We start from the raw sequence: 26,228 nt of genomic DNA on the forward strand, positions 1-26,228 counted from the left end.
ATCGCAACAATGCTGGTCGGCGAAGAACTGCTGAACAAGGCCAGATCGCTCAGCAATCGGCCGGAGGATGACATCGCCAGAGGTTGCGGTTATGTCGGCCCCAGTGGTCGATTGCTGAAAAAGAGCTTCTACAGAGCACTGGTCGAAGCCAAGGCCGAGGCCCAGGGCTGGCAGCTTCCCCGCAGCACAACCAACAGCGGTGGGGGTGGCAGTCGCGGTCGGCAGGCCGAGTTCCGCACCCGAGTGCATGGCAACGGCAATCTGCTGATCGGACACGCCTACACCCGCAGGCTTGGTCTTGAGCCTGGCCAGGAATTCCGGATTGAGCTGAACAGCGATTCCGGGTCCATCTCCTTGAGCCCTCTCAACGAAAGCACGATGGAGAGCACTGCTGATCAGGTCCAGCCGTTTTCGGACAGCCAGGCTTCTGACATGGCCGGTGTGGAGTGATGGTTGTCCTGTCCATCGGCCACGAGTAACCGCTCGGCGTAACGCGCCAGTTGATCGGCCTCCAGGTTCACCTGGTCTCCCACAGCCAGCCGGCTCAAGGTGGTGACACTCCAGGTGTGGGGGATCACCGCCAGCTCGAACGTCACACCATCGTCTGAACATGAGGCCACGGTGAGGCTGATGCCGTCCACCGCAATGCTGGCTTTTTCGCAGACATAGCGCCCGAAGCGAGGTTCGCTCCAGCGCAGCCCCAGCCGCCAGGACTGCGGCAGCTCGACCACATCCATCACCTCACCGACAGCATCGATGTGGCCACTGACCAAATGCCCTCCCAGACGGTCACTGAGCCGCAAGGCAGGTTCGAGGTTCACGGCACCACCCCGTTCCGCCTTGCGTCCCAGCGTGGTGCGCTCCAGGGTCTCTTCACTGACGTCCGCACGAAAGCCCTCTCCGACACACTCGGCAACCGTGAGGCAAACCCCATCCACGGCAACGCTGTCCCCCAGGCTCAGGGGGCCGAAGGGGCCAGCGCCCTCCACCAGGAGACCGTTCCCCCGGCGCTGAATCCGACCCATTGCCTGGACCAACCCTGTGAACATGGCTGAGCGCCCGATCGGTTCCTACTGGTCATAATCGGATAGTGCTGCAGCGCCGCCATGGTGGAGATGAGCGTTGCCGGAATTGCTCTGGAAGCGGCAAGCCGGACGCCGATCGTGCTGCTGAGAGATCCCAGTGGACGCCGACAGGTTCCGATCTGGATCGACCAGAGCCAAGCCCACAACATCATGGCCGGGCTGCAAGGGGCGGAACCGCCCCGGCCCCTCAGCCACGACCTCATGGCTGCTCTGCTGGTGGCCGGCGGTCTCGAACTGGAGCGCGTGATCGTGCATGCCATCGAAGACAGCACCTTTCATGCGGTCCTGAAACTCAGACAAAACGATCCAATGGACGCGGCGGCTGAAGGCGACGTGATCCTCCATGACGTGGATGCACGCCCGAGTGATGCCATCGCCCTTGCAGTACGGACCGGCAGCACCATCTGGATGCTGGAGGAGGTGGTGGCGGAAGCCTCCATTGCTGTGGATGCCGAAGCGGACGCCCGAGATCAGAGCGACTTCAACCGTTTCGTCGACGACCTCAGTCCAGCCGCCCTGGTAAAGCACCTGCGCAACCGCGGTGAAGGGGAGGATCCAGAACAGACAGATCCTGATCGGGGGTGAGACGTCCATTCGGTGCCGGACGACCGGTCAGCCTGTTCACCTTGGGGACCATGCGAGCCCTGGGCTCGCTCGAGCAGATGCAGGAGGTGGTGCAGGCAGCGGTCCTCGCCGGCATCAACCATCTCGAGACAGCAGCCGCCTACGGCCCGGCAGAAGATTTTCTGGGGCATGCACTGAAGCAGGCAGAACAACCCGAGGGGGGCTGGGTCGTCACCAGCAAACTGCTGCCGGGATTGACCCTGCGTGAGGGGAAGCATCAGCTGCTGAAGATCCTGGAGCGTCTTGGCTGCGACAACCTCGACAATCTGGCCATCCATGGCATCAACCGCCCTGAACACCTCGACTGGGCCCTGCATGGGGATGGCAAGGACTTGCTGGACTGGGCCCAGGGGGAGGGCCATGCCGCTCAGGTGGGATTCAGCAGCCATGGCAGCCAAGCACTGATTGCCGCGGCCATCAGCAGTGGGCGATTTCAGTTTTGCTGCCTGCATCTGCATCTGCTGGATCCACAGCGTCTGCCGTTGGCCCATCAGGCCCTTGAGCAAGGCATTGGGGTCCTGGCGATTTCTCCGGCTGACAAGGGGGGACGCCTGCAAGCACCTAGTCCGACCCTGATCAGCGATTGTGCCCCGTTCTCCCCATTGCAGCTGGCTTACCGCTTCCTGCTGGCCCAGGGGATCTCCACCCTCAGTGTCGGTGCGGCTCAGGCCTCCGACCTGGAGCTCGCCGCTGCGCTGCAGAGCAGAGATTCACCCCTCTCTCTCGAGGAACAATCCAGCCTGCAACGGCTGGCCGACCATCGCCATGAGCGTGTCGGCGCTGATCTCTGCGGGCAGTGCCAGGCCTGTCTGCCCTGCCCGAACGAGGTGCCAATTCCAGAGCTGCTGCGGTTACGCAATCTGGCCATCGGCCATGACCTGATCCCCTTCTGCCAGGAGCGTTACAACCTCATCGGGCGAGCGGGTCACTGGTGGGAAACCGTTGATGCCAGCGCCTGCAAGCAGTGTGGGGACTGCCTGCCCCGCTGTCCTCACCAGCTGACGATTCCAGACTTGCTGGCTGACACCCACCGTCGACTGCAGGCCTCCCCACGCCGACGGTTATGGGGTTGAAGCACGCCACCGCTCCCCAAGCTGCAACCGCTCCGGCTCTGTCAATGGCGGCAGTGACCAACAGCGTTCCCACAGCGATGCAGGCGGAAGAAGTAGGTCACGCCAAGGGTTGGGCAGGTCTTGGCGATCAAGCTCGATCGCATCGGCCTCAAGCGGAGCACGCCAGCCGTTGACCAGAAGGGTGCGGCGCAGGGGAGATGTCCAGGCCTGCTCCACCCAGGCCTGAGGCAGCGGCTCGCGGGTTCCCTTGAGCCGCACCAACAGCGTCCAATGGAGAGGTGCTCCTTGATCGGGCAGCACAGCCGTCAGGCGTGGATCGCGCCGCAACAGGGCCATGCAGCGCTGCAGGGGCAACACCACAACCCGTGCCTTGTCCTTGAGCAACCAGTTGGTGGCACGCCGGTCGTCCATGGTCAACAGCTGCTGGCGCAGGCGTTGCAGGACTGCATCACCCCCGCAGCGGTCGGCGAGGTCCAACACCCAACGGGGACTGGCGGGAAGAATCACCTGTCCGGCCAGCGACGGTTGGAGCAGCACATCCCAGCTGGCCCTGGCCGCCTCAGCCCACTCGGTGCCATTTCGGAACAGCATTACCCAGGGACTCACACCCACCGGCAGCAGCGATCCGGCGCGCTGCTCACCATGCTGTTCCAGAAAGCGGCGTGCCTGAACGCCGAGTTGTTGCTGCAACGGTGGCGCCTGAATCAGCTGCAGTTGATCCGGCGGCAACGCCGGCAACCATCCATCGTTGAGGGCCAGAAGATCGCCGCCACCTTGGTCCTGGTCATCGGGCTCCGTGGACTCAGACTCCTGCCAGGACCAGGTCCAGGGGGATGGCAGCTGATCCGCCCAGGCCTTGGGGATGAGTCCTCGAGCCGCACGAAGCTGGGGTGGCTCCGGGCCCTTGCGGCAGGCAGCCACCAGCCCGAGGCCCGCTCCCGCCGCCAGCTGCAGCAGGCGGCGACGACTGCACTGTCCGCGAAAACCCATTGCGCTCATACCTCTGACGCTACGGCGGACGCCAGCAGCTGATCCAAGGCCCGCTCGCAACCCTCCACCAGAGCCTCGGAGTGTTGGCCCTGCAACTGGGCCAACAGCAGCAACGCTCCAGCCCCGACCCCTTCCTTGACGAACCCGTCCTCGTAATCACGCAAGGCGGGCTGCCGGCTGGCATGAAAGCGCAATCCACTGGCCAGTCCTGCCAGGGAAACACCGAAGCGATGGCCCACTTCATCCAGCAGACAGCCCAGGGCCGGCATGTCACCGCCACGGATCCATTCCAGCGCCAGCCACGCCGTTGAACCGAGCAGCACCCGATCCGCCAGGACTTTCCGTTCCTGATCCGGTAGCGATGCCAAGGCAAGGGTCGCGACAGCAGCCATCTGACTGCCTCCCCCCAGCAGCACCGGCTGCTGAGCCGACACCAGCACGCCGGCAGCCACAGCCTGAAACGGATCCCCCACGGCTGCCAGGACAGCCTGGGGCGACGGCCATGCCGGCAACTGCGCCCGACACAACCCCTGCTCCACCAGGTGTCGCTTCAGCTCCTGGGGCGGCTGCCGGGCGCTGCCACTGATCAACCCATTCACGGGCACCCCAAGGGCCTTGAGCACGGCTTGAGCTGTCGTGGTTCCTCCTGGAACACATTCCGCCAGCAGCAGTGGACGGCGCAGCTGTGCACCAAGACGCATCCCCTTGCGCCACAGTCGTTCCACACGCTCCGGATCCATGGCGCGTCCCGTGGACAAACACCGCGCCGGCCCCGCCTGTGGGGACTCCAGGCGCAGGTGCGGAAACGTGGCCTCGTGCTCCAGACCCAGCGCCGCCACAAGAGGTTGCATCGGAAGCCGTTGCAGCGCCACATGGCTCAGCAGGGCGGGCGAGACACCAGCAGGGAGGGGCGGCAACGGCCAGCGCCGCGGCTTGCCTGGACCATGGAGCAGCAGGTCGGCATCCGCCAGGGCGGTGAGACGGCGGGAGGCAGCGGTAGCTCCTGCAGCGGAAATGCCCTCGCGTTCAGCTGTCCGCGTTGCCGCCAGCAGCAGCAACAGATCAAAGCTCGAATCCCCTTGGCACCATGGCTCGAGATGGGCCTGCAACTGCTGCCGGCTGCAGCGGCTGCCAACAATGGAGCAGCCCAACGGGAGGCCCTCCAGATCAGAGAGGGTCAAGGGCAACAAGTCCTTGCAAGAGCTTTGGTGGCTCTGGGATTGGCGCGTTGAGGCGGGGAAAAATCCAGTACGCCAGCGCGTGGAGTGACAGCACATAGATCACCTCTTGCACCACAACAAGGCCAAGGGCCATCAACTGCACGCTGGTGAGATCCGGGCTGATGGGTAACTGCAACAGCGCGATCAACCGCTCGAGCAACCCGGCACCGGCACGGGTGATCACCACCCAAAGGTTTTCTCCCACCAGGAGCGACAACACCAGCACCCGCACCAGAAATCCGATGCTGCCCAGCACCACTCCCACCGACCAGCTCAACCACCAGCTGCGTCCCTTGCCCCAGCTCCAACCCAACCAGAGAGCCATCAAGCCATACGGGAACAGCAGAAGAGGGCCTCTCACAGGCCCCATCAACGCTGTCATCAGCAACACAGCCAGCAACACACCCTCGGCCCCCGACCGTCCACCATGGCGTAGTTGCAGTAAGGACAGGGGCAGCGGCAGGGCTAGCCGGAACAGCGCACCGCCCACCGGCAGGTAGTACAACGCCAGCCAGATCAGGCCGGTGGTGGCCGCCAGGTAAGCCCCTTCCACGAGACGGAGCGCCTGCTGCCGCGTCAGGTTGCGCCGCGGCTGATTCATGGCGTGATCCGCTCGATCCGTTCCACCGAGAACACCACCTCGGACTGCCGCAACGCCCGCGTGACCGCTTCCGCAGGAGCAGCCGGGTCGGCCCCGGCCAAGCGGATGGTGATGCGATAGGGCGCCGGTGGCTGCAACGACTTGGAGATAGGTTGCTGGACATCGATCCCATCGCCATCGGTGTCAGGGTTGGTATCGGTGTCGGATTTGGTTGCTGCCTCCTGTTCCACTTCCACCTCCTGTGATCGATCGATCGGGGTGGGATCCACCACTTGAGGTTGCTCGGGGATCGGTGCCTCAGCTTCGGTGGCCATGAGTTCAGGGGACTCGAAGCTGCGTTGCAACTCCTCAGCCACCGGCGATCCGGCACAGGCCTGCAGCAGCGCCAGTGGGAGCAGCCAGACCAGCCGGAGCATCAGCTGTCGGCGGGTTTGATCACCCGCACGGCACTAGCCCGCAGCCGTCCGCTCTTGGTGGTGGCAGGAGGTTTCTTGGCGGCGGTTTTTTTCGCAGCGGCTTTCTTGGCCGGAGCTTTTTTGGCCGCCGTGGTCTTGCGGCTGCTCTTCTTGGCAGAAGCCTTCGCCGCCAGCAGTTCCACGGCCTCCTCCAGCGTGACATCGTCCGCCCCTTTGCCTTCAGGCAGGGAGGCATTGACCTTGCCCTGCTTGACGTAGAGGCCATAGGGACCGTCGTAGACCTGAATCGTCTCCTCGCTGCCCTCGGGTTTGCCGAGATCCTTCAGCGCCGTCCGGCCGCCGCGGCCCCGTTTCGGCATGGCCAGCAGCTCTAAGGCGCGACTGAGGCCAACCGCCAGCACATCGTCGTCACCCTTGAGGGAGCGGTAGTCCTTCTCACTCTTGCCCTTATCCCAAACCACATAGGGCCCGAAACGTCCGAGACCAGCCTGAACCCGCCCGCCATCGGGATGTTCCCCCAACAAGCGGGGGAGTCGGAGCAGGCCGAGAGCATCATCCAAGGTCAGATCCTCAGGTTTCTGGCCCTTGGGCAGTGAGGCCCGTTTGGGCTTTGGATTCTCATCACTGACCTGTCCGCGCTGCACATAGGGCCCGTACTGACCGAACAGGAGGTACACCAAGTCGCCCGTCTCTGGGTCCTCGCCGATGGATTCCGGGCCATCTGCCTTCTGCTTCAGGATCAGTTCCGCCTGGTCCGCATCCAGATCCGCCGGTGTGATCTCCCGGGGGAGCGTCGCTTTGATCAGCTCCTCCTCGCCGTCATCGCCGACCCGTTTGGACTCCAAGTAGGCACCGAATCGCCCGATGCGCACCACGCAGGACAGGCCCTCGAGGTCGACGGTTCGGGAGGCTCCGGGATCGATGTCCCCTTCCCGTTGCTGCACCTGGGTTTCCAGCCCCTGATCACCTTTGAAAAACCCTTCCAAATACGGCAACCATTCGACCTTGCCGTGGGAGATCTCATCAAGAGTGTTCTCCATCCGAGCCGTGAAGCTCGTATCAACCAGATCCGGAAAATGTTCTTCCAGCAGGGCGGTCACAGCAAAGGCTGTGAAGCTGGGGGTCAGGGCATTGCCCTGCAGCGTGGAATAGCCGCGATCAACAATCGTGCCGATGATCGAGGCGTAGGTGGAGGGTCGTCCGATGCCCTCCTTCTCCAGCATCTTGACCAGAGAGGCTTCGCTGAAACGGGCTGGGGGCTGGGTCTGGTGGCCCAAAGGTTCCACCTGCTTGGGGGCAGGGGCATCACCCACCGCCAGTGCGGGCAGAAGCAGCTCCTGGCCCTCCAGGGCTGCATCAGGGTCGTCGCTGCCCTCGACGTAGGCACGGAAGAAGCCCGGAAAATCGATTCGCTTGCCACTGGCTCGGAAACTTGCCTCTCCAGAGCTGAGATCGATCGACAGCATCGTCAGCCGGGCTTCCGCCATCTGACTGGCAACGGTGCGTTTCCAGATGAGGTCGTACACCGCCAGGTCACGGCCTTCAAGCCCGGTATCGCCAGGTGTGCGGAAGCTCTCGCCGGAGGGGCGAATCGCCTCGTGGGCCTCCTGGGCATTGCGTGCCTTGTTGCTGAATTGCCGCGGCCCCTTGCTCAGATACTCCTTGCCGTAGAGGCTCTCCACACAGCTGCGGGACGCGCTGATCGCCTGATCCGAAAGATGAACCGAGTCGGTTCGCATGTAAGTGATGAAACCTCGCTCGTAGAGGCCCTGGGCGCAGCGCATCGTCTCCCTCGCTGAGAGGCGTAGTTTGCGATTCGCCTCCTGCTGAAGGGTGCTGGTGGTGAACGGCGGCACCGGCTTCCGCACCGTGGGCTTCTCCTCAACAGCATCCACCGACCAGGTCGCGGCCTGAACCGTTTCCGCCAGAGCGCGGGCCTCCTTTTCCGTCAGCAGCCGCACCTCGCTGCCGGCCTTGAGGCCACCGGTGCTTTCGTCGAAATCGTTGCCGGTGGCGATACGTCGGCCAACCAGATGGGTCAATTTGGCCTCGAAACCACTGCCAGAATGCTCGAGCTGGGCCTTGAGATCCCAGTAACTGCCGCTGCAAAAGGCCCGCCGGGCCCGTTCCCGCTGCACCAGGAGGCGAACGGCGACCGATTGCACCCGGCCAGCGGAAAGCCCCCATGCCACCTTTTTCCAGAGCAGGGGAGAGAGGCTGTACCCCACCAGACGATCCAGGATCCGGCGCGTCTCCTGGGCATGCACCAGCTCCATGTCGAGATCACGGGTCTGATCCAGCGCCTTGCCGATGGCTTCCTTGGTGATCTCGTGGAAGACCATCCGCTTCACCGGAACCTTCGGCGCCAACAGCTGCAGCAGGTGCCAGCTGATGCTTTCCCCCTCGCGGTCTTCGTCAGTGGCCAGCAGCAGCTGATCCGCGCCCTTCAACGCATCTTTTAGCTCGCGCACCACCTTCTTCTTGTCCTTCGGCACCACGTAAAGGGGATCGAAGTCGGCTTCGGTATTGACGCCAAGGTTGGCCCATTTCTGACCCTTGGCGGACGCAGGGATCTCGCTGGCGTTGTTGGGAAGATCCCGCACATGGCCCATGGACGCCTCGACCTTGAACCCCTTCGGAAGGAAGCCGCGAATGGTGCGGGCCTTCGTGGGGCTTTCAACAATGACGAGGGTGTGCGCCACAGGCGGGCAAGGAACCGTGCTCCTTCTTTATCGCACCGCCAAGCGCTCTGCACGAGCAGTGCTGCTGAGCAGCGCCGCTACAGTCGTCACAGCGCAATGGATTCAGGCTGCCATGCCCGAGATGGGTGTCTTTCTTCTCGCCGCCCAGGCCATGGCTGCCCCTGGTGAGCTTCTCAACCTGTCGCTGAATGCCACGGCGGTGCTTCCGGAGGGAGCTGTATTGCTGGCGATGATCGCCACGTTGCTGGTGGATCTGGCTGGCGAAAAGGTTGCTGCTCGCTGGGTTCCTCCCATTTGCTACGGGGGTCTGGGGACAGCCCTGGTGTTGTTGGCCCTGCAATGGAATGCCCCGGTTGAAAGCTCCTTTCTTGGAGCGTTCCTCGCGGACAACCTCGCGGTGGCCTTTCGTGCGGTCATCGCCCTCTCAACCCTGCTGTCGCTGTTGATCAGCTGGCGATATGCCGAGCAAAGCGGCACACCGGTCGGGGAGTTCGCCGCCATCCTGCTGGCTGCCACCCTTGGGGCCATGTTGCTCTGCGGTGCAACGGATCTAGTGAGTGTCTTCATCTCCTTGGAAACCCTCTCAGTTGCCAGCTATCTGCTGTCGGGCTACATGAAGCGCGACGCCCGCAGCTCCGAAGCAGCGCTCAAATACCTGCTGGTCGGCTCAGCTGCCGCTGCCGTTTTTCTATACGGATCCTCCCTTCTTTATGGCCTGAGCGGCAGCACCAGCCTTGAGGCCATCGGCGTTGCCCTCCAAACCAGCACAACACCAGTAGCAGCCCTCTCTTTGGTGTTCGTTCTGGCGACCGTGGCGTTCAAGATTGCAGCTGTTCCTTTCCACCAGTGGACTCCGGATGTTTATGAGGGCTCTCCGACGCCTGTGGTGGCTTTCCTCTCCGTTGGCTCAAAGGCCGCTGGCTTCGCTTTAGCCCTGCGGATCCTGGTGGGTTGTTTCGGCGCCTTTGATGGTCAGTGGAAGCTGCTGTTCACCGTTTTGGCGGTGCTCAGCATGACGCTGGGCAACGTGGTGGCTCTGGCCCAGACCTCAATGAAACGGATGCTGGCCTACAGCTCGATCGGTCAGGCCGGCTTCGTCATGATCGGCATGGTCTGCGGCACCGAAGACGGTTTCGCCGCGATGGTTCTTTATATGGCCGCCTACCTGTTCATGAATCTCGGGGCCTTCGCCTGCATCATCCTGTTCTCGATCCGAACGGGCAGCGACAGGATCTCTGATTACGCCGGCCTGTATCAAAAGGATCCACTCATCACCCTCGGACTGAGCCTCTGCCTGCTGTCGCTGGGTGGCATCCCTCCCATGCTGGGTTTCTTCGGAAAGATCTACCTGTTCTTCGCGGGCTGGGCCGACCACCAATACCTTCTGGTCGTCGTCGGATTGATCACCTCAGTTGTGTCGATCTATTACTACATCTCGGTCATCAAGATGATGGTCGTGAAAGAGCCCCAGGAAGCCTCCGACATCGTCAAGGCTTACCCAGATGTGAGCTGGTCCGTGATGGGCATGCAGCCCTTGCGCGTCGCCCTGATCGGCTGCGTCGCAGTAACTGCCGTGGGTGGCATCCTTTCCAACCCCTTGTTCCAGTGGGCCAATACAGCCGTAACCAGTAGCCCATTGCTGCAGGAAGCCATCGCTCAATCCACACAACGCGGCCTTGGCTGATTCAACCTCCCAAGCTGTTGCTGAACTGAGTGGCGTCAGCAAGGTCTACGGCCAGGGTGATCTTGAAGTGAGGGCGCTGGATCAACTAGATCTCACCGTTCGCAGCGGCGATTATCTGGCGGTGATGGGGGCGAGCGGTTCCGGCAAGAGCACGGCAATGAACATTCTTGGCTGCCTGGATCGTCCGAGCGATGGCCGATACCGGCTCAATGGAATTGCCGTTGAACAGCTCGATGATGATGAGCTTGCGGACCTGCGCAACCAGTCCCTGGGATTCGTGTTCCAACAGTTCCATCTCCTTCCCCATGCCTCGGCCATGGAGAACGTGATGCTGCCGATGGTCTACGCCGGAATCCCACTGGACGAACGCAAGGAACGAGCGGCTTCAGCCCTGGATCGCGTCGGCCTGAGTCAACGACTGGACAATCGTCCCAACCAGCTCTCCGGCGGCCAGCAGCAGCGGGTCGCCATCGCGAGAGCCATCATCAATCGCCCGAGCCTTCTTCTGGCGGACGAGCCCACCGGCGCCCTCGACTCGAACACCACGGCTGAAGTGCTGGAACTGTTTGATGAATTGCACCAGCAGGGAATCACCCTGGTGATGGTGACCCATGAAGACGATGTAGCAGCCCGAGCCCATCGAATTGCCCGTTTTCAGGATGGCCGCATCGTGAATGAAGCATCACAATGAGGCATCTCTATTGCATTGATGCCGCAGTCATCTTGGGGACTGATCATTGCGACTGTGAAGGCAGCCCCGCATCAGAGGGTTGATCAATGATTAGAGCTTTAACAAAAACTTTCCTAACAGCAATTGAATACCGCAGAATCTTTTCAAAGGGACACCAAGGGACTTAATCCTTACCTTGCTCCACGGGACCTGATGCTGTCAGAAATAAACCGCCTGGCATGTGACTCATTGGGTCACAAGAATGATGTGAGACAACACCAGAGCCAAGCAACGATATCATCACGAAACAATTCAATCAATTGTCGCAATTCCTTGGGACGATTGAAAATCACGAACCTGGAACAAAAGAAGCCATTGAAACCAAGCAACAGAAGAACCCCTTGGGCTGACCAATGATTGGAGCATCTTTCTTTCGACACATCTTGCAAATAAGCTGATTAAATTCAAGAATCAATCCTCAGCATCGACACAAGAAACAGGATGATCCTGCAATCCTAGTCGTTGAAGGGTCCAATCTTGCTGCCAGGACTTCTCAGCAGACGCTCTAAAAGCTATCTTGTGTTTACTTAAGGATCCGCAAGGCTCAGCAGCCGAGAGCCACTAGATTAATTAAAAATCTCTGTTCGGATGCCAGAGCTGGCCAAATCACGACCTCGCGTTCTCGTCGTTGATGACGAGCCACGGCTGACCTAGCTGCTCAGCCTCGAACTCGATGTTGAGGGCTACGACGTGGATATCGCATCCGACGGGGCAACTGGACTGATCCGAAGTCGCAGCGAACCCGCGCCAGATCTGATTATTTTGGACTGGAATCTTCCTGACTTCAGCGGCATCGATATCTGTCAGCGAATTCGGGCTGGAGGAATCTGCACTCCGATCCTGATGCTCACAGGCCATGAAGAGGTCAGTGATCGTGTCACTGCCCTGGATGCTGGTGTTGACGACTACCTGATCAAGCCATTCTCCATCGACGAACTCATGGCAAGGCTGCGGGCTATGCAGCGACGTGCCGAAGCATTTTCCGGCCGTAATGAACCCGGCCAAGAGGCCGTGCAGCTCAGGGTGGCTGACCTGTCCATGGACACCCGGACTCGAGACGTCAAACGTACCGGTCGCTCGATTCAGTTGTCAGTGAAGGAATACGACCTTCTCAATTGTCTAATGCGCGGTTCCGGTCGGGTTCTGGAGAGACAGGAAATCATGCGCGCTGTTTGGGGTGAGAACTTCTACGGAGACGACAACCTCCTGGATGTGTACATTCGCTACTTACGTAAGAAAGTCGAATCCAAAGATGCGCCAACTCTGATCCACACAGTGCGCGGCGTGGGCTTCATCCTGAGGGAAGAATCAAACTGACCGCCCAGACCTTTGACATTTGCGCAATACGGCAGCCAGCAACACGGACAGAGGGACGTTCTAAGCCAATGGGATCGGGGTCAAGCGAGCGACGTGCTGATCGACTCGCGATCCGGTGCACTGCGATTTCCCCTAACGCGGTGGTGTTAAGGCCAGCGAATCCACTCCGTTCGCTGTTGCCCACGTCGCAGGAGCAGGCCGCCACTGGGCGACAAGCCGTCGATCGTCCAGGACGGCCCGTCGTCTGAACTGGAGACCTGATCGCTCCACAGACGATCCTCCACCAACTGCAGCCAAGCGGAAGATCCAGCCAGCAACTGCAGACTGCGTTCCAGCGACAGCAGCAGTTCACCCACCCAGATCTCAACGGAAGCATCAGACCTTGGCAGCAGTTCACGCAGGGCGATGGCACCGATAGGGACAGTGTTCATGACATTCAGCCCGATACCGCAGCGCACCAGCCTCAGCTGTGGTCCGCGGTGCACCAGTCGCGGCAGCACCCCCGCCAGCTTGCGCCCCTCCACCAGTAGGTCATTGGGCCACTTGATCCGAACCGGAACTCCCTGCCGCTCCAGCCGGTTGGAAAGCTCCAGGGCAACAGCAAGGCCCAGCAGACCAGCCGCGGTAACGGACTGTCCTGGCCAGGGCATGGCGGCACTCAGCCAGACCCCACCGGTTGGCGACTGCCAGTGGCGACCGCGCTGACCAACGCCTCGCCGCTGCCGTCGTGCCACGACTGCACGGGGCCGCACAAGATTCGGTTCATCCTGAAGCCATTCGGCAAGGCTGATCTCGGTGCTGCTGCACACCGGAAGCCAGCGCAGATTCCAGGTCCCCAGGCGGTCAGTCCTGAATCGTCGATCATGCAGTGCCAGCTGACGCCCTCCACAACGGTGCGGTCGAGCCGTCCAGGTCATGGGACAGCAGCCACCACTCGTCGGGCAGCGTCCTCAAGCTCATCCGTTGGACGGACCAAAGCCATCCGCAACCAGCCCTTGCCCCCTTCACCGAAACCAGAGCCCGGGGTGAGTGCGACGCCGGAGCGCTGCAGAACATGGCTGGCAAAGGTTTCGTCGTCAAGTTTCCGGACGCCAGCATCAGCTGGCAAAGGCAACCAGAGGTACATGGCCATCCCAGGGGTGGGACAGGACCAGCCACCGCCCCGCAACACCGACAAAACGCGATCCCGGCGCTCGCGATAAGCGCCATGCAGGCTGCGGGGCCAATCAGCCCATTGGGTCAGGGCCTGGATCGCCCCCTGTTGCAACGCCAACGACTGATTGAAATCCACCACGCCCTTCACCTGACGCAGGGCGGTGATCAAGGGTTCGGCGCCAATGGCGAAGGCCAGCCGAAATCCGCCAAGGCACCAGCCTTTGGAGAGGGAGAAGAATTCAATTCCCCATTCACTCCAACCAGGACTTCTCAACAGCGATGGGGCCTCTCCCTCCAGGGCAAGATCCACGTAGGGATTGTCGTTGGCAATCACCAGCTGATGGCGACAACCGCGGGCCATCGCCTGATCCAACAGCTCCTGGTTTCCCACCGTGGCGGTTGGGTTGTGGGGGTAGCCGAGGACGAACAGCTTCAGCTGATCCCAGACCGCAGGGCGAATGGCGTCAAAATCAGGGAGCCAGTCCTGCTCCTGAAACAGAGGCAAGCTGCAGATCGAGGCCCCTGCCAGCACCAGCCCACCGCGATGGGATGGGTAAGAGGGATCGAGGAGAAGCGCACGATCTCCAGGGTCAAGAATGGCAAGGGGGAGATGGGCTGTTCCCTCCTGGGAACCGACCAGCAGCTGAACCTGACGCTGGGGGTCGACCTCCACACCGAATCGGCGCTGACACCAGGCTGCTACCGCCTGTTGGAACGGTGCTGTTCCCGCTTCAAGGCAATACGCAGAACTAGCAGGGTCGGTGACCGCCGCCGCCATGCAACGGAGAATCTCTTCCGGGGGCTGTAAATCAGTCGACCCAAGGGAGAGATCGATCAGAGGTGGAACGCCTGTTTTGTCCCGATGGGCTTGTTTCGCCCGGTCGGTGCGCGCAAAAACGCCGTTTCCAAGGGCTTCAAGACGCCTAGAGGTTGGCATCCAGGAATGCTTGCAGCTGAGGCTTGGCAATCGCCCCTTCATGGCGTGCGATCACTTCACCATCGCGGTAAAGGATGAGGGTGGGAATGCCCTGCACCTCGTAGGCATCGCGGGTCGATGGGTTGCCATCCACTTCCAGCTTCCCAACCGTCAAGCGTTCGCCGTAGGTGTCTGCAGCCCAGTCCATCAGGGGAGCCATCAGCCGACAGGGACCGCACCAGGGTGCCCAGAAGTCAACCAGAACCGTTCCAGGGGCCTGAAGCACTTCGGAGGCAAACCCGGCGTCTGTGAAATCAGCGACCAAAGCACGAGGTCAGAGCTGTCTTGATCCTATGGAGCCTCGAGCCGAAGCAGCCAGATTTCAGAGTTTGTCGATGGAACGCTTCAAATCCTCGAGATCCGCATCGACTTCCTCCACCTTCACTGGCGTCACAGCCTGGGATTGCTCAGACGCGGGCAGAGCGACGGACTCCGGACCGCCCTTGAGCTGGTTGCGCAGCGCTGCCAGCTCATCATCCACATCAGAGCCCCCCTCCAGGGCAGCGAATTGGCTCTCCAGATCAGCACCTGCCAGCTCAGCCGCGGCCTGTCCGGTGGCCTCCATCGCCTCGACTTTTTCCTCCATGCGCTCGAAAGCTGCCATGGCGGAATTTGTGCCGATGTTGCCCACGGCGCTCTGCAGCTGTTGCTGAGCCTGCGCCGCCTGGGCGCGGGCCTTGAGCATGTCCTTCTTCGTCTTGGCCTCGGCGATCTTGCCCTCGAGGGCCACAAGACTCTTCTTCAGAGTTTCGACCTGGCCATCCTGCGACTGAACCTGAGCGTTGAGGGACGTGGCGGTCTCCTGAAAGGTCTTGCGGCGCGTCAGCGCTTCTCGAGCCAGGTCCTCCTCCCCCTTCTTCAGGGCCAATTCAGCCCGCTCGTACCAGGTTGTGGCCTGGGATGAGGCCTGCTCAGCCTGACTGCGGAGCCGCTTCTGGCTGGCGATGGCCAAAGCCACCGCCTGCCGCAGCTTCACCAGATCCGACTGCATGTCAGCAACGGACTGGTCGAGGATTTTGGACGGGTCTTCCATGCTGCTGACCGCAGCGTTGGCGTTGGCGCGTACGAGACGACCCAGCCGATCGAAGAAGCCCATCGGGAATGGCAAAACCAATCTGAGATTAGCGAGTACAGCCGAAAACTCCCCTCTACGCTCGCTTCATGGCCATCGCACCAGACGGACAACGTCACAAACTTCGCGGCGTTGAACTGCTCCAGCAGGCCCCCCCGGCTCCGGCATCCCCCCTAGGTGACTGCCTCGACCGCCTGCGTCAGGACTGGCGGCGGGACGGCAGCCTCGCTGGCCTTTGGCAGGACTGGCCTTCAATCGCAGGCGATCTTCTGGCGACGCACTGTCGCCCGTTGTCCCTCCAGCGGGGCGTGCTCACGGTCGGGGCCAGTCATCCGCAGTGGCGTCAGGCTCTTCAATACAACAAGCCGCAGCTGATCAGTGCTCTCAATAGCGCTGGGCACCCGGTGCGGGATCTACGGATTCAGCAGCATCACACCGGTAGCGCGGCCCAACTGCCCAGTGAGAAAGACATCTGGTCCCGCCATCCCAGCCGGACCGATATCCACGGCATGGGCACCTGTCCGCAATGCCACAGACCGGCCCCAAATGGCGAAATGGCGTTGTGGAGCTGCTGCGGTTTCTGCCATCGCCAACATCTGAGCGACGGCTGAATCAGAACCGCTCCGGTCGAGGCTTCTGCCAGTCGGCATCGACCCCATCAGCCATCAGTTCCGCAGCACGGTCGTTCAGGCGTGTCCGCTCGATCCGCCAGACGGTGTAGACCCCAAAACGACCAAGCCTCTCCGGCTGCAAACCCCGCCAGTGTCTCTGCCGGCGTGTCCCCTCATCAATGATCAACAGAACGGTCGGAGAGGCGTCAGGAGACTGCAAAGGAACTCCCCGCCAGCCGCGACGTTGCTCCTTCGACAGCCGATCCGCCAGGTTCACCTGAGCACCGTTTGAGCGGCCCTCGAACAGGATCACCTGACCGGCATAGAAGTGAACCGAAGGTTTCATGGCGCCGACCATGGCCAGCGGCTCCTGGGGCCGCTGCTGATCCACCAGGGTCTGAGTGGCCTGCCGAACCGGAAGCTGCCGCAATTGGTCAGCCAATTCGGCAATCGGAATCACTGCTGTGAGGTGAAAACAGACCAGCGGGAGCTGCACCGAAAGCAATCGGAGGACTAGGGACCCTCGCCAGAGCACCACCCCCATCAGAGCCGCCAAGCTGAACCATCCAGCCGCGCGCCACACCAGGCCACTGGCCAGAAGATCGGAAGCCAGGGTCGGCATTTCCGGGTCGTTGATCAGTGGAACCCAGAGCGGCGCACACCAGAAGCCGACCGCCAGGAGCAGCACCAGCGCCAAAGAGCTGGCCCAGGCCAAAGCGAGCCAGCGATCCCGACGCCCAAGAGCGAAACAGATCAGCAGCGCCGCAGCCGGTGTTGCCGGTAGCCAGTAGCTGGGCAACTTGGTCGCCGCCGTGGTGAACAACAGCAGCACCGCCAGCAACCAGCAGCCGGCGAACTGATGCAGGGACTGATCTGGGGACGTTCGCTGCCGGGGTATACGCGCCAATCCCAGCAACAGCAGCGGGGAGAAGGGCATGGCCGCCACCAGCATCACGGGGCCAAAGAACCACCAGGGCTGCAGATGGTCGTTGACGACGCTGGTGAAGCGCTGAAGGTTGTGATATCCGAAGAAGCTGTCCCAGAAGGGCTGCCCCTCCACCAGCAGTTCCACGGCATACCAAGGGAGGCTCACCAGGGCTGTCAGAGCGAGACCGGGAAGTGGTCTCAGACGACTCCAGGGCGTGGCCAGATCACGCCTCAGGGCGCTGAACAACAACAGGGTGAGTCCTGTTAGCACCACCGCCACCGGCCCTTTCGCCAGAACCGCCAGACCCAGCACCAACCAGGCCGGCCACCAGCGGTGACGCTCGGGTGCTGCAAACCGCCGCCATTGCAGGATCAGGCTGATGGCGAGCAGTCCGCACAACAGGGCATCACTGACAGCCGTGCGACTCCAGACCAGCACCAACGGTGAGAGACCGAAACACAGGGCAGCCGTTAACGCAGCAGCCACGGGCCGCCGAAGTCCCGCCGATGGCCCACGCAAAACAGTGTCGGCCAACACCAGCATCACCGCCACGCTGGACAAAGCCGAAGGCAACCGCGCCGCCCAGCTGCCGAGCGGATCCCAGACGATCTGGCCCGGCAGGCTGTAGCCCAAGGCCATCAGCCAATACACCAGAGGTGGTTTATCAAAACGCGGCAGGCCGTTCACCCGGGGTGTCAGCCAATCGCCGGTCTGGGTCATGGCCCGGCCAGCCGCTGCGAACAAGGGCGGCGTTTCATCCACCACACCGGTGGCACCGAGTCTCCAAAGGTTGATCAGAACCCCGAGGGCCAGCACCAAGGCCAGTACACCCAGATGCCGGCGGCCGGACATCACCACCACGCAGCACCTCAGGACAACCCGTCGATGTTGACATCCGCGACTCAGGGCAAGGATGAAAGTCCCGCCAGAACCCAGTCTTCGACGCGACGGGCGAAGACCTCCTGCGTGGCATTCGCCTCAACCCAGGTGCGACAGTCGGCACGATCGAGCTCTGGAACGCGTTTCAGAGCATCCGACAGTGCTGAGACGTTGTCAGGCTCCACGAGGAAACCCGTCTGCCCCGACTGCACCAGTTCACCTGGACCGCCGCGGTCGTAGGCCACCACGGGCACGCCACAGGCCAGAGCTTCCACCACCACATTGCCGTAGGCCTCATTCCACTTGGGCGTGTTGATCAGGGCCCGGCAGCGCCCCAGCTCCTCCTGCAATTCAGCGTTGGGCAGGAATCCACGCCATTGAAGGGTTCCAGTCGGCACCATCGCCTCCACCGCCTCTGCGTAGGCGGGGTCCTCCCGCAACCCCCACACCAGCAACTGCTCCCCCAGGGCCGCCGCTGCCGCAGCGGCATCCTCCAGCCCTTTCTCCGGTGCCACGCGACCGGCCCAGCCCAACGGACCTCCAGCCTCTTGGCGGAATTGATACCGGGATAAGTCAAAGCCATTGCCCACAACCCGTGGCGGCTGAGGTAGCCGGAAGTCCGCCGCCTGACGAGCCGTGTGAAAAGCCAGTCGCTGCTGATCCCAAGACGCCAGCGCCTCGATCTGATCCCGCATCACATCGGCCACGGCGCCCATCGAGATCAAGTGAAAAAGCCGCTGAGAGACGTGGGGCGTGATCCACAGCGGAAGCCAGTCGTAGCCGAAGTTGATCACGGCATCGGCTTCTGCTCCGACATTCAGAGCGATGTCGAGGAAGCGTGGCAACAGGCCAGCGCGGGGGATCAACACCGGGGATTCCCCATCGAGGTGCTGCCAGCTGGGTTGATCCAGACCCTGAGCGGTCAGCAGCTCCACGGCTTCGCAGCCCTCCGGCAGCTGCGAGCCCTCCGCAGCGATCAGGCGAACCCGGTGGTCTCGATCGACCAGCCCCTTGAGCAGTGAGCTCAGGGTCAGTTCGACACCACCGCCCCGGCCACTCCCCAACCCACCGATCGGAGTGCTGACAAGGATCAGATCAAGAGGGCGAGAAGTCATCCCACCGGCTGAGGCTCCCACAGGCGTCGGCGCTGGCTCACACACACCACTGATACCAACACCATCAGCGCACCAACCCACTGAAGCGGATCCAGCCGTTCACCGAGCAACCAGCCACCTGTTGCCAGAGCGAAGACGGGCGTCAGAAAACCCAGGCTGCTGAAGGTTGTGAGGTCACGACGGTTGGCGAACCAGAAGAACAGGCCGTAGGCCAGGGCACTGCCCAAAAAGGTGGCGAAGCCCATGCGCCCCCAGTCCGCCACGGACCAGGGGGGAAGGGTCCAGCCGTTCTGCCATTCGGCTGCCAACAAAAGGGGGCAGCCTCCGAGCAGCATGTGCCAGGCGGTCACGGCCACCGGATCGCTGTGACGAGCTGCATAACGAATCAGCACGGTGCCCACCGCCATCGCCAGAGCCGCCAGCAGCATCCACCCCTCTCCCGGCTGAAGCAACTGCAGCAGTTGGGGTGGATCCAGCAACAACCACCAATGACCCAGCAGATCTGCTGGTACTCCGAGGCAGACGATGCCCGCCAGGCCAAGGGCCAGTCCAAGCCAGCCGATGGGGTTGATCGATTCAGCGAACAACACCCTGGCCAGGAGCGCCACCAGCAGGGGCTGGGAATCAATCAGTACCGAACCGAGCCCTGCGCCGGTTTCCGCCAACCCACAGGCCAACAACCCCTGGAACAGACAGGCATCCACAAGGGTGAACAGAAGGAACCAGGGAAGGTCACGACCATCCAGAGACCAGCGACGGCCACTGATCGCGGCCCAGGCCATCAGCACAAAACCAGCAGGCAGCAAACGGAAGGCCGCAACAAACCAGGGACCACCACTGACAATCAACGGCGCCATCGCCGTCATGGCTGTTCCCCATAGCGCGAAGGGAAGCACCATCAGCAACCAGAGACGGAGCGGTGCCATGGAAAAGGAGGAGGATGCTCTTTTTAAGATCCGAGGGACTGCAGTTGCGAAAGATGATCTGGCCCTGGCGCCGTAAATCCCGCCGCCGCATGGCGCGGATCGTGGTGGATGGACCGATCACCGGCAGCACCCGTCAGCGGGTGCTCAAGGCAATCCGTGACGTGGAGGAGCGTGAATTCCCTGCCCTGCTTCTGCGCATCGACAGCCCCGGCGGAACGGTTGGCGACAGCCAGGAGATCCATGCAGCACTGCTGCGTCTGCGGGAAAAAGGGTGCCGAGTGGTGGCCAGTTTTGGGAATATCTCGGCCTCCGGTGGCGTCTACATCGGCGTGGCGGCCGAATCGATCGTGGCCAACCCCGGCACGATCACCGGATCGATCGGAGTCATCCTCCGCGGCAATGACCTTTCCAAGGTTTTCGAACGGATCGGCATCCGTTTCGACACCGTCAAAAGCGGCGTTTACAAGGACATTCTTTCTCCGGACCGCCCCCTCAGCCCTGAGGAGCGCGCGCTGCTGCAGGAGCTGATCGACAGCAGCTATGGCCAGTTTGTTCGCGTTGTGGCGGAAGGGCGATCGCTGACGGAAGAGACGGTCCGCGGATTTGCCGATGGCCGCGTCTTCAGCGGTGAACAGGCGAAAACATTGGGTTTGGTCGATGAACTTGGCGATGAAGACCATGCCCGGCGCCTCGCCGCCCGTCTGGCGGACCTGGACGAGACGACCACACGTCCGGTCACCTTGGGGAAGCCCCGTAAAAAGTTGATGAATCTGCTGCCGGGTTCTCAGCTGATCGCTCTGCTGCAGCAGCGCCTCAGCCTCGAGCTCATGGGCAGTGGTCAGGTGCTTTGGCTGTACCGGCCATGAGTGAAGCTCCGCTTCGCCTGGTGGGCCTGCGAGGCGCCACCACCTGTTCGGCCAACACCACGACGGACATCCGCCAGGCAGTCCGTGAGTTGATCGATGTCCTGGTCAGCCGCAACGGGATCAGTCCTGAGCAGATTGTGTCGGTGACGTTCTCCGTCACAGCGGATCTCGATGCCTGTTTTCCCGCTGCTGAAGCACGCCAGCGCACCGGCTGGGACAGCGTTGCTCTACTGGATTGCCAGCAAATGGCCGTTCAGGGCGACCTGTGCCGTTGCATCCGCGTGCTGGCCTATGTGTGGCTGCCGCCTGAGCAGTCGCCCCAGCACCCCTATCTGGGTGAAGCCAGTCGACTTCGACCAGACAGATCTGGTCACAACTGACAGCTCAGCGGCCGGCCCAGGGACCGCCCCTCCCGCCATGGGTCTCAGGAGAATCCCCCTAACAGAGTGATCGTGATGAAACCGTCCATTTTTCGGCAGGCCTTGTGCGTCAGCGCAGCCGCGGTTTTAACCACCGTCAGCCATTCCCTGACCACTCCCACCGCCCATGCGCAGGGGGGCACCCCCGGCCTGATGGAATTCCGCTGGGACAGCGATCGGAACTACAGAAAGCTCTATTACTTCCAGACGTCGTCGATCGAGAACGATCGCTCCGAGTGGTACCTGCATCTCAGGGCCAAGGACCGCAAGACGTCGATCATGAAGTTGACCGTGACGGTGCCGGACTACTTCGATGCCAAGTTGCGTCCTGAGCGGATGACCCTCTGCCGCACGTCCTCCGGCAGCATGACGAAACGCACCCGGTGCCTGGAGGAAGTCCCTGCCACGATCGAGGTCAACAAGACTCAGACCGCGATCGAGGTTTATCCGGACACCCCCGTCCCCGTGGAAGGCGACTACTCGCTGCGCATCAAGCTGTTCAACCCTCAGGGAAAGCGGATGTACCAGCTCAACGCTCTGATCCAGGCCCCTGGCGATGTGCCCATGTCCGGCTATGTCGGCAGCTGGCTCATCGATATGGACTGACTGATAAATTCGTTAGTTCTGATCGGCCGGACGCCAAACAACTGTCATGACGAAGCGCACTCTGGGTGGAACCAGCCGCAAGCGGAAGCGGGTCTCCGGTTTCCGGGTCCGCATGCGCTCCCACACCGGCCGTCGCGTGATCCGCACCCGTCGCAAGCGGGGCCGGTCCCGTCTGGCCGTCTGATCCTCTGATCGCTCTGCTCTTTCGACAACGCCAGGGTTGATGGCACTCCCCGCCTCCATGCGACTTCGGGGGCACCGTTGCTTCAACAGGCTTCATCGCATCGGTCGCCGTCATCACGGCGACTGGATGGTGCTGCGCGTGATGCCAGAGGAGCCACGCTTGCTGCGACCGGAACTGCGCCGACATCCAACCCGCTGCTGCCGCTGCGCCCTGGTGATCAGCAGCAAGGTGAGCAAACGGGCAGTACGCCGGAACCGCCTGCGTCGCCTGTTGCATCAACACCTGCGTCAGCAGCTCGAACACCGCGGGGATCTCGCGGGTCGATGGGTGCTGATCAGCCTCCGCCCTGAAGCGTCCGAGGCGGAACCATCACAGTTGCTCGAAGAATGCGACAGTCTTCTCAGTTCTGCAGGCCTGGGCCAATGACCAGCATCCAAGAGGACGTTCATTACGACGGTGGCCCGGCCAAGGGTGATCTGATCTTCAACCTCCTGCTGGGTGTCACCCTGATCGGATTGCCGTTCACGATCGGAGCCATTGTCCGGGCCGTCTGGCTGCGTTTCCGCATCACCAGCCGACGGATCTCTGTCACCGGCGGTTGGATGGGCAAGGAGAAGACCCAGGTCGTCTACTCCCAGATCAAAGAGGTTCGCAGCGTGTCTCGAGGCTTTGGCGCCTGGGGCGACATGGTGCTGGTGCTGAATGACGGCGCCCGCCTTGAAATGCGCTCTGTGCCGAGCTTCCGCGAGACAGAGGCTTACATCCTCGAACGCATGGCCGCCCGCTCATCCGCACCTGCCGACAAGCCGGTCGAAGGATTCGCCGCCTGAATCAGCTGTTCGTGCACACTGGCACCACAACGTCACCAACCACGGGTTCTTCAACGTGATCGGGTACATCTCCGACAACCTGCTGATCCCGATCCTGGATTTCTTCTACGGATTGGTTCCCAGTTACGGCCTGGCGATCGTGGCCCTCACGATCGTCATCCGCGTCGCCCTCTATCCCCTCAGCGCCGGATCGATCCGCAGCGCTCGGCGCATGCGCATTGCCCAGCCTGTAATCCAGAAGCGCCAGGCTGAAATCAAAAGCCGCTACGCCAACAACCTGCAGAAGCAGCAGGAGGAACTGGGCAAGGTGATGAAGGAGTTCGGTAGTCCTCTGGCGGGATGTCTGCCGTTGTTGGTTCAGATGCCGATCCTCTTTGCCCTGTTTGCCACCCTGCGGGGATCACCGTTTGCGGATGTTCCCTACACGATCAATCTGAAGGTTCTGCCTGCTGATCAAATCGCTGCTGTGGAGCCCAAGCCTTTCAACAGCGCCAGCCATTCCATCTTCATTGCTGAAACCGATCACGTTCCCGTGATCGCCAGCCTCCCCCGCGGCACAAAGCTCGGTGTTGGAGACAGCGCCACGGTCAACCTCCACACCAAAGACGGCAGGGGTTTCGATGACGTGCTCACCGCTGTGGACAACCCTTCAAGATTTGCCCCCACCTGGTCGATCACCAAGGGGGATGACGTGGTGAATGTCAGCGATGACGGCACCATCACCGCCCTTACCGCCGGTGACGCCACTGTGGAAGCCAAAATTCCTGGGTTAGCGGCCCGCAGCGGTTTCCTGTTCATCAAGGCCCTTGGTCAGGTTGGCTTCTACGCCGACGGAGACATCAACTGGGATATCGCCATTCTTGTTGGTGGTTTCGGACTCACTCTGTTCCTATCCCAGCTGTTGTCGGGGATGGGCATGCCGGCCAACCCACAGCAGGCCACTGCCAACAAGATCACCCCTGTGATGATCACGGGAATGTTCCTGTTCTTCCCTCTTCCCGCCGGCGTTCTGCTTTACATGGTGATCGCCAACATCTTCCAGGCGTTGCAGACCTTCCTGCTCACCCGTGAAGCGCTACCGGAGAACCTCCAGAAAATCCTTGACCAACAGATGACCCAGCAGACGGTGCCCGTCACAGCGACGTCGGCTGGCGGTGGCGATGCCCGCCTTCCCTTTGAACCCAAAGGCGGCAAATGATTGAAGGCCTGGAGCCTGTTCCCCTTCAGGAACTCCGGGTGCTAGGTGCTCCCAGCTACTGGACCGTCGAAGGTCATCTGGATCAACTGACGTCGTTGACCCCAGTGCGCGGCCAACTCAAGGCTGAACATCGCGGCAACGTTCTGATCGTGGACGGAGAGCTGTCCACGATTGTGAACCTGTGCTGTGACCACTGTCTCGGCCAGTACAACCATCAGCTCCGTTGCAGCAGCTCGGAATTGATCTGGCTGGGTCAGTCACCACCGACGGAGGAAGAACTTCAAAACTCCGAGGACATCGCCGCGATGGAGGGACTGGCCGAATGCCTCGACCCCAGGGGCGATTTCGATCCCCAGCAATGGGTGTTCGAACAGCTGAACCTGCAGCTGCCGGTGGTGAATCACTGCGGCGAACACTGTCCAGGCCCGCCGATCCGCCCTGAAGCGGCTGTTCAAGCATCAGCTGAGCCGCTCGATCCCCGCTGGGCTGCGCTGCGGGGCCTGCAACAGCCATGACCGCTGGCAGCAGCTGGTGTGATCAATTGGATCTGTTGATCCGAGCGCGGACAGCTCTGATCTGGATCCGCAGCAACGAGGAAGCGCGGGTGGAAGCGCTGTTGACGCAGACAGCAACCCGTTTGCAGCATCAACTGGGCTGCTGGGATTTCATCGACGGCCTTCAAGGCGTTCTGAACGTTGAGGGTTTGGGGAGTCGTCAGCCGATGGCTGTTCTGCAATGGCTGAGAGACCTGGACAGCAGCAGACCGACCCTTTTGCTGGTCAAGGACTTCCATCGCTTCTGCGATGACCCCGGCATCGCCCGGATGCTGCGCAACCTCCAGCAAGCACTGCGCAGCACAGCCCATACGTTGGTGCTCTGCAGCGGCAGCTGGTCGCCGCCAACGGATCTGGACGAGACCCTCACCCTTCTCGATCTGCCACTACCGGACACCGATGAGCTCCGCGGCCTGCTGAACACCATCAGCCTCAGCAGTGGCACCCCATTGGAGCCCACAGTTCTCGAGGAGCTCACCCAAGCCTGCAGCGGCCTTAGTGAACAGCGGGTCCGCCAGGTCGCGGCCCGAGCCCTGGCTCGTCGCGGCCAGCTTGGTCCTGCAGACCTGGAGGAGGTTCTCGAGGAGAAACGTCAGAGCATTGCCCGCAGTGAGGTGCTGGAGTTCTGCGTCACGGACTCCGGCACCGAGGCGATTGGTGGCCTGGAGGCTCTCAAGGACTGGTTGCAGCAGCGTCATCGTGCTTTTTCCAACGAGGCACGTCGCTTCGGACTGCCGATGCCACGGGGCGTGCTGCTGGTGGGGCCCCAGGGAACCGGCAAATCCCTTACGGCGAAAGCCATCGCCCGCAGCTGGTCGATGCCCCTGCTTCGCCTTGATGTGGGGCGTCTGTTTGCCGGACTCGTCGGTGCCAGTGAGGCCCGCACCCGCGAAACGATCCAGCGGGCGGAAGCTATGGCGCCATGTGTGCTCTGGATTGATGAGATCGACAAGGGCTTCGGCGGTGATGGCCGCAGTGACGGGGGTACGAGTCAGCGGGTGCTGGCCAGCGTGCTCACCTGGATGGCCGAAAAGCAGTCTCCGGTGTTCGTTGTCGCCACGGCCAACGGTGTCGACCAGCTGCCACCCGAACTGCTGCGGAAGGGGCGCTTCGACGAGATTTTCCTGCTGGACCTCCCCTCGATGGAGGAGCGACGCAGCATTCTCAACCTGCATCTCAATCGACGCCGCCCAGGTCTGCAGCTGCCGCTGGATACGGTGATCAGCCGGTGTGAAGGGTTCTCCGGCGCCGAGCTGGAGCAGACCGTGATCGAAGCAATGCATCTGGCGTTCGCAGAAGGCCGTGAGCTGAAGGAAACCGACCTGATCCGCGCTGCCTCACAACTGATCCCCCTGTCCAGAACGGCGCGAGAACAACTGGAGGCCCTCCAGGCTTGGGCCTCCAGCGGCCGCGCCCGCCCTGCCTCCATTGCGGGACGTAAAGAAGCCTGACCCCACGTAACGAAGC

Annotated in this window: 28 protein-coding genes and 1 pseudogene; 16 read left to right on the plus strand and 13 right to left on the minus strand. The window is 62.0% G+C overall.

Annotated elements, in window-relative coordinates:
- Positions 1-9 precede the first annotated feature (9 nt).
- A complete protein-coding gene (locus tag TX72_RS09385; protein WP_011128722.1) occupies positions 10-450 on the plus strand; it encodes an AbrB/MazE/SpoVT family DNA-binding domain-containing protein in 441 nt (146 codons plus the stop codon).
- Here TX72_RS09385 and TX72_RS09390 read toward each other — a convergent pair.
- Complete coding sequence (locus TX72_RS09390; protein ID WP_011128723.1) at positions 396-1,049, minus strand: riboflavin synthase; 654 nt, start codon at positions 1,047-1,049, stop codon at positions 396-398. The two genes, TX72_RS09385 and TX72_RS09390, sit on opposite strands and share 55 nt — an antisense overlap.
- A 57-nt stretch (positions 1,050-1,106) precedes the next feature.
- On the opposite strand from TX72_RS09390, the gene TX72_RS09395 reads away from it, so the two are divergent.
- Positions 1,107-1,670 (plus strand): bifunctional nuclease family protein, encoded by a 564-nt coding sequence (locus TX72_RS09395; RefSeq protein WP_011128724.1) that lies wholly within the window; start codon positions 1,107-1,109, stop codon positions 1,668-1,670.
- A 50-nt stretch (positions 1,671-1,720) separates the two neighbouring features.
- Complete coding sequence (locus tag TX72_RS09400) at positions 1,721-2,782, plus strand: aldo/keto reductase (RefSeq protein ID WP_042504418.1); 1,062 nt, start codon at positions 1,721-1,723, stop codon at positions 2,780-2,782.
- Here TX72_RS09400 and TX72_RS09405 read toward each other — a convergent pair.
- Genes TX72_RS09405 through topA form a run of 5 tightly spaced genes read right to left on the minus strand, consistent with a single transcriptional unit; the run spans position 2,771 to position 8,711 of the window.
- A complete protein-coding gene (locus TX72_RS09405) occupies positions 2,771-3,772 on the minus strand; it encodes a type 2 periplasmic-binding domain-containing protein (protein WP_011128726.1) in 1,002 nt (333 codons plus the stop codon). The two genes, TX72_RS09400 and TX72_RS09405, sit on opposite strands and share 12 nt — an antisense overlap.
- A 5-nt stretch (positions 3,773-3,777) precedes the next feature.
- Positions 3,778-4,962, minus strand: coding sequence for a nicotinate-nucleotide--dimethylbenzimidazole phosphoribosyltransferase (locus TX72_RS09410; RefSeq protein ID WP_011128727.1), 1,185 nt, complete (start codon positions 4,960-4,962; stop codon positions 3,778-3,780).
- Complete coding sequence (locus tag TX72_RS09415) at positions 4,940-5,593, minus strand: DUF2232 domain-containing protein (RefSeq protein ID WP_011128728.1); 654 nt, start codon at positions 5,591-5,593, stop codon at positions 4,940-4,942. Before TX72_RS09415 ends, TX72_RS09410 begins: the two co-directional genes overlap by 23 nt.
- A complete protein-coding gene (locus TX72_RS09420) occupies positions 5,590-6,009 on the minus strand; it encodes a hypothetical protein (RefSeq protein ID WP_011128729.1) in 420 nt (139 codons plus the stop codon). The genes TX72_RS09415 and TX72_RS09420 overlap by 4 nt, the downstream gene beginning before the upstream one ends.
- Positions 6,009-8,711, minus strand: a complete 2,703-nt coding sequence (gene topA, locus TX72_RS09425; protein WP_011128730.1) for a type I DNA topoisomerase — start codon at positions 8,709-8,711, stop codon at positions 6,009-6,011. The genes TX72_RS09420 and topA overlap by 1 nt, the downstream gene beginning before the upstream one ends.
- A 112-nt stretch (positions 8,712-8,823) precedes the next feature.
- On the opposite strand from topA, the gene TX72_RS09430 reads away from it, so the two are divergent.
- From TX72_RS09430 to TX72_RS09440, 3 genes and pseudogenes are all read left to right on the plus strand, one after another.
- Positions 8,824-10,395: an NAD(P)H-quinone oxidoreductase subunit N gene (locus TX72_RS09430; protein WP_011128731.1), complete on the plus strand. Its 1,572-nt coding sequence runs from the start codon at positions 8,824-8,826 to the stop codon at positions 10,393-10,395.
- On the plus strand, positions 10,388-11,086 hold the full coding sequence (locus tag TX72_RS09435) for an ABC transporter ATP-binding protein (protein WP_011128732.1): 699 nt from the start codon (positions 10,388-10,390) through the stop codon (positions 11,084-11,086). Before TX72_RS09430 ends, TX72_RS09435 begins: the two co-directional genes overlap by 8 nt.
- A 627-nt stretch (positions 11,087-11,713) precedes the next feature.
- Positions 11,714-12,442 (plus strand): annotated as a pseudogene (locus TX72_RS09440) (response regulator transcription factor).
- Between the two features lie 146 nt (positions 12,443-12,588).
- Here TX72_RS09440 and TX72_RS09445 read toward each other — a convergent pair.
- From TX72_RS09445 to TX72_RS09460, 4 genes are read right to left on the minus strand one after another with little or no spacing between them, the layout of a single operon-like run.
- The gene (locus TX72_RS09445) at positions 12,589-13,359 is read right to left on the minus strand and encodes a biotin--[acetyl-CoA-carboxylase] ligase (RefSeq protein ID WP_011128734.1); all 771 of its coding nucleotides are present in this window, start codon (positions 13,357-13,359) and stop codon (positions 12,589-12,591) included.
- Positions 13,356-14,534 (minus strand): aminotransferase class I/II-fold pyridoxal phosphate-dependent enzyme, encoded by a 1,179-nt coding sequence (locus TX72_RS09450; RefSeq protein ID WP_011128735.1) that lies wholly within the window; start codon positions 14,532-14,534, stop codon positions 13,356-13,358. The genes TX72_RS09445 and TX72_RS09450 overlap by 4 nt, the downstream gene beginning before the upstream one ends.
- Positions 14,521-14,838 carry a thioredoxin gene (trxA, locus tag TX72_RS09455; RefSeq protein WP_011128736.1) on the minus strand — a complete coding sequence of 106 codons (318 nt, stop codon included), beginning with the start codon at positions 14,836-14,838 and terminating at the stop codon, positions 14,521-14,523. Before trxA ends, TX72_RS09450 begins: the two co-directional genes overlap by 14 nt.
- A 57-nt stretch (positions 14,839-14,895) precedes the next feature.
- Positions 14,896-15,669, minus strand: coding sequence for a PspA/IM30 family protein (locus TX72_RS09460; protein ID WP_042503776.1), 774 nt, complete (start codon positions 15,667-15,669; stop codon positions 14,896-14,898).
- A 65-nt stretch (positions 15,670-15,734) separates the two neighbouring features.
- Here TX72_RS09460 and TX72_RS09465 point away from each other — a divergent pair, with 65 nt between their 5' ends.
- On the plus strand, positions 15,735-16,256 hold the full coding sequence (locus TX72_RS09465) for a DciA family protein (RefSeq protein WP_011128738.1): 522 nt from the start codon (positions 15,735-15,737) through the stop codon (positions 16,254-16,256).
- Position 16,257: 1 nt separating this feature from the next.
- On the opposite strand, the gene TX72_RS09470 is transcribed toward TX72_RS09465, so the two are convergent.
- Genes TX72_RS09470 through TX72_RS09480 form a run of 3 tightly spaced genes read right to left on the minus strand, consistent with a single transcriptional unit; the run spans position 16,258 to position 20,104 of the window.
- Positions 16,258-18,036, minus strand: a complete 1,779-nt coding sequence (locus TX72_RS09470) for an ArnT family glycosyltransferase (protein WP_042504421.1) — start codon at positions 18,034-18,036, stop codon at positions 16,258-16,260.
- 50 nt (positions 18,037-18,086) lie between these two features.
- Positions 18,087-19,178, minus strand: coding sequence for a glycosyltransferase (locus tag TX72_RS09475; RefSeq protein ID WP_011128740.1), 1,092 nt, complete (start codon positions 19,176-19,178; stop codon positions 18,087-18,089).
- The gene (locus TX72_RS09480) at positions 19,175-20,104 is read right to left on the minus strand and encodes a DMT family transporter (RefSeq protein WP_011128741.1); all 930 of its coding nucleotides are present in this window, start codon (positions 20,102-20,104) and stop codon (positions 19,175-19,177) included. The genes TX72_RS09475 and TX72_RS09480 overlap by 4 nt, the downstream gene beginning before the upstream one ends.
- 53 nt (positions 20,105-20,157) lie before the next feature.
- Between TX72_RS09480 and sppA the strand changes: the two genes are divergently transcribed.
- From sppA to TX72_RS09525, 9 genes are all read left to right on the plus strand, one after another.
- Positions 20,158-20,970 (plus strand): signal peptide peptidase SppA, encoded by an 813-nt coding sequence (sppA, locus tag TX72_RS09485; protein WP_011128742.1) that lies wholly within the window; start codon positions 20,158-20,160, stop codon positions 20,968-20,970.
- On the plus strand, positions 20,967-21,350 hold the full coding sequence (aroH, locus tag TX72_RS09490) for a chorismate mutase (protein WP_011128743.1): 384 nt from the start codon (positions 20,967-20,969) through the stop codon (positions 21,348-21,350). The genes sppA and aroH overlap by 4 nt, the downstream gene beginning before the upstream one ends.
- Positions 21,351-21,425: 75 nt before the next feature.
- Positions 21,426-21,995: a DUF2808 domain-containing protein gene (locus tag TX72_RS09495; protein ID WP_011128744.1), complete on the plus strand. Its 570-nt coding sequence runs from the start codon at positions 21,426-21,428 to the stop codon at positions 21,993-21,995.
- A gap of 46 nt (positions 21,996-22,041) precedes the next feature.
- Positions 22,042-22,179 carry a 50S ribosomal protein L34 gene (gene rpmH / locus TX72_RS09500; protein WP_011128745.1) on the plus strand — a complete coding sequence of 46 codons (138 nt, stop codon included), beginning with the start codon at positions 22,042-22,044 and terminating at the stop codon, positions 22,177-22,179.
- A 39-nt stretch (positions 22,180-22,218) separates the two neighbouring features.
- Complete coding sequence (locus TX72_RS09505; protein WP_011128746.1) at positions 22,219-22,605, plus strand: ribonuclease P protein component; 387 nt, start codon at positions 22,219-22,221, stop codon at positions 22,603-22,605.
- Positions 22,602-23,009 carry a PH domain-containing protein gene (locus TX72_RS09510; protein WP_011128747.1) on the plus strand — a complete coding sequence of 136 codons (408 nt, stop codon included), beginning with the start codon at positions 22,602-22,604 and terminating at the stop codon, positions 23,007-23,009. The genes TX72_RS09505 and TX72_RS09510 overlap by 4 nt, the downstream gene beginning before the upstream one ends.
- Positions 23,010-23,064: 55 nt before the next feature.
- Entirely contained in the window at positions 23,065-24,207 is a 1,143-nt protein-coding gene (gene yidC, locus TX72_RS09515) for a membrane protein insertase YidC (RefSeq protein ID WP_011128748.1), read from the plus strand.
- Positions 24,204-24,722 (plus strand): YceD family protein, encoded by a 519-nt coding sequence (locus TX72_RS09520; protein WP_011128749.1) that lies wholly within the window; start codon positions 24,204-24,206, stop codon positions 24,720-24,722. Before yidC ends, TX72_RS09520 begins: the two co-directional genes overlap by 4 nt.
- Positions 24,719-26,212, plus strand: a complete 1,494-nt coding sequence (locus tag TX72_RS09525; protein ID WP_011128750.1) for a Ycf46 family AAA ATPase — start codon at positions 24,719-24,721, stop codon at positions 26,210-26,212. The genes TX72_RS09520 and TX72_RS09525 overlap by 4 nt, the downstream gene beginning before the upstream one ends.
- Positions 26,213-26,228 lie beyond the last annotated feature (16 nt).

Source organism: Parasynechococcus marenigrum WH 8102 (assembly GCF_000195975.1).
Taxonomy (GTDB): Bacteria; Cyanobacteriota; Cyanobacteriia; order PCC-6307; family Cyanobiaceae; genus Parasynechococcus; species Parasynechococcus marisnigri.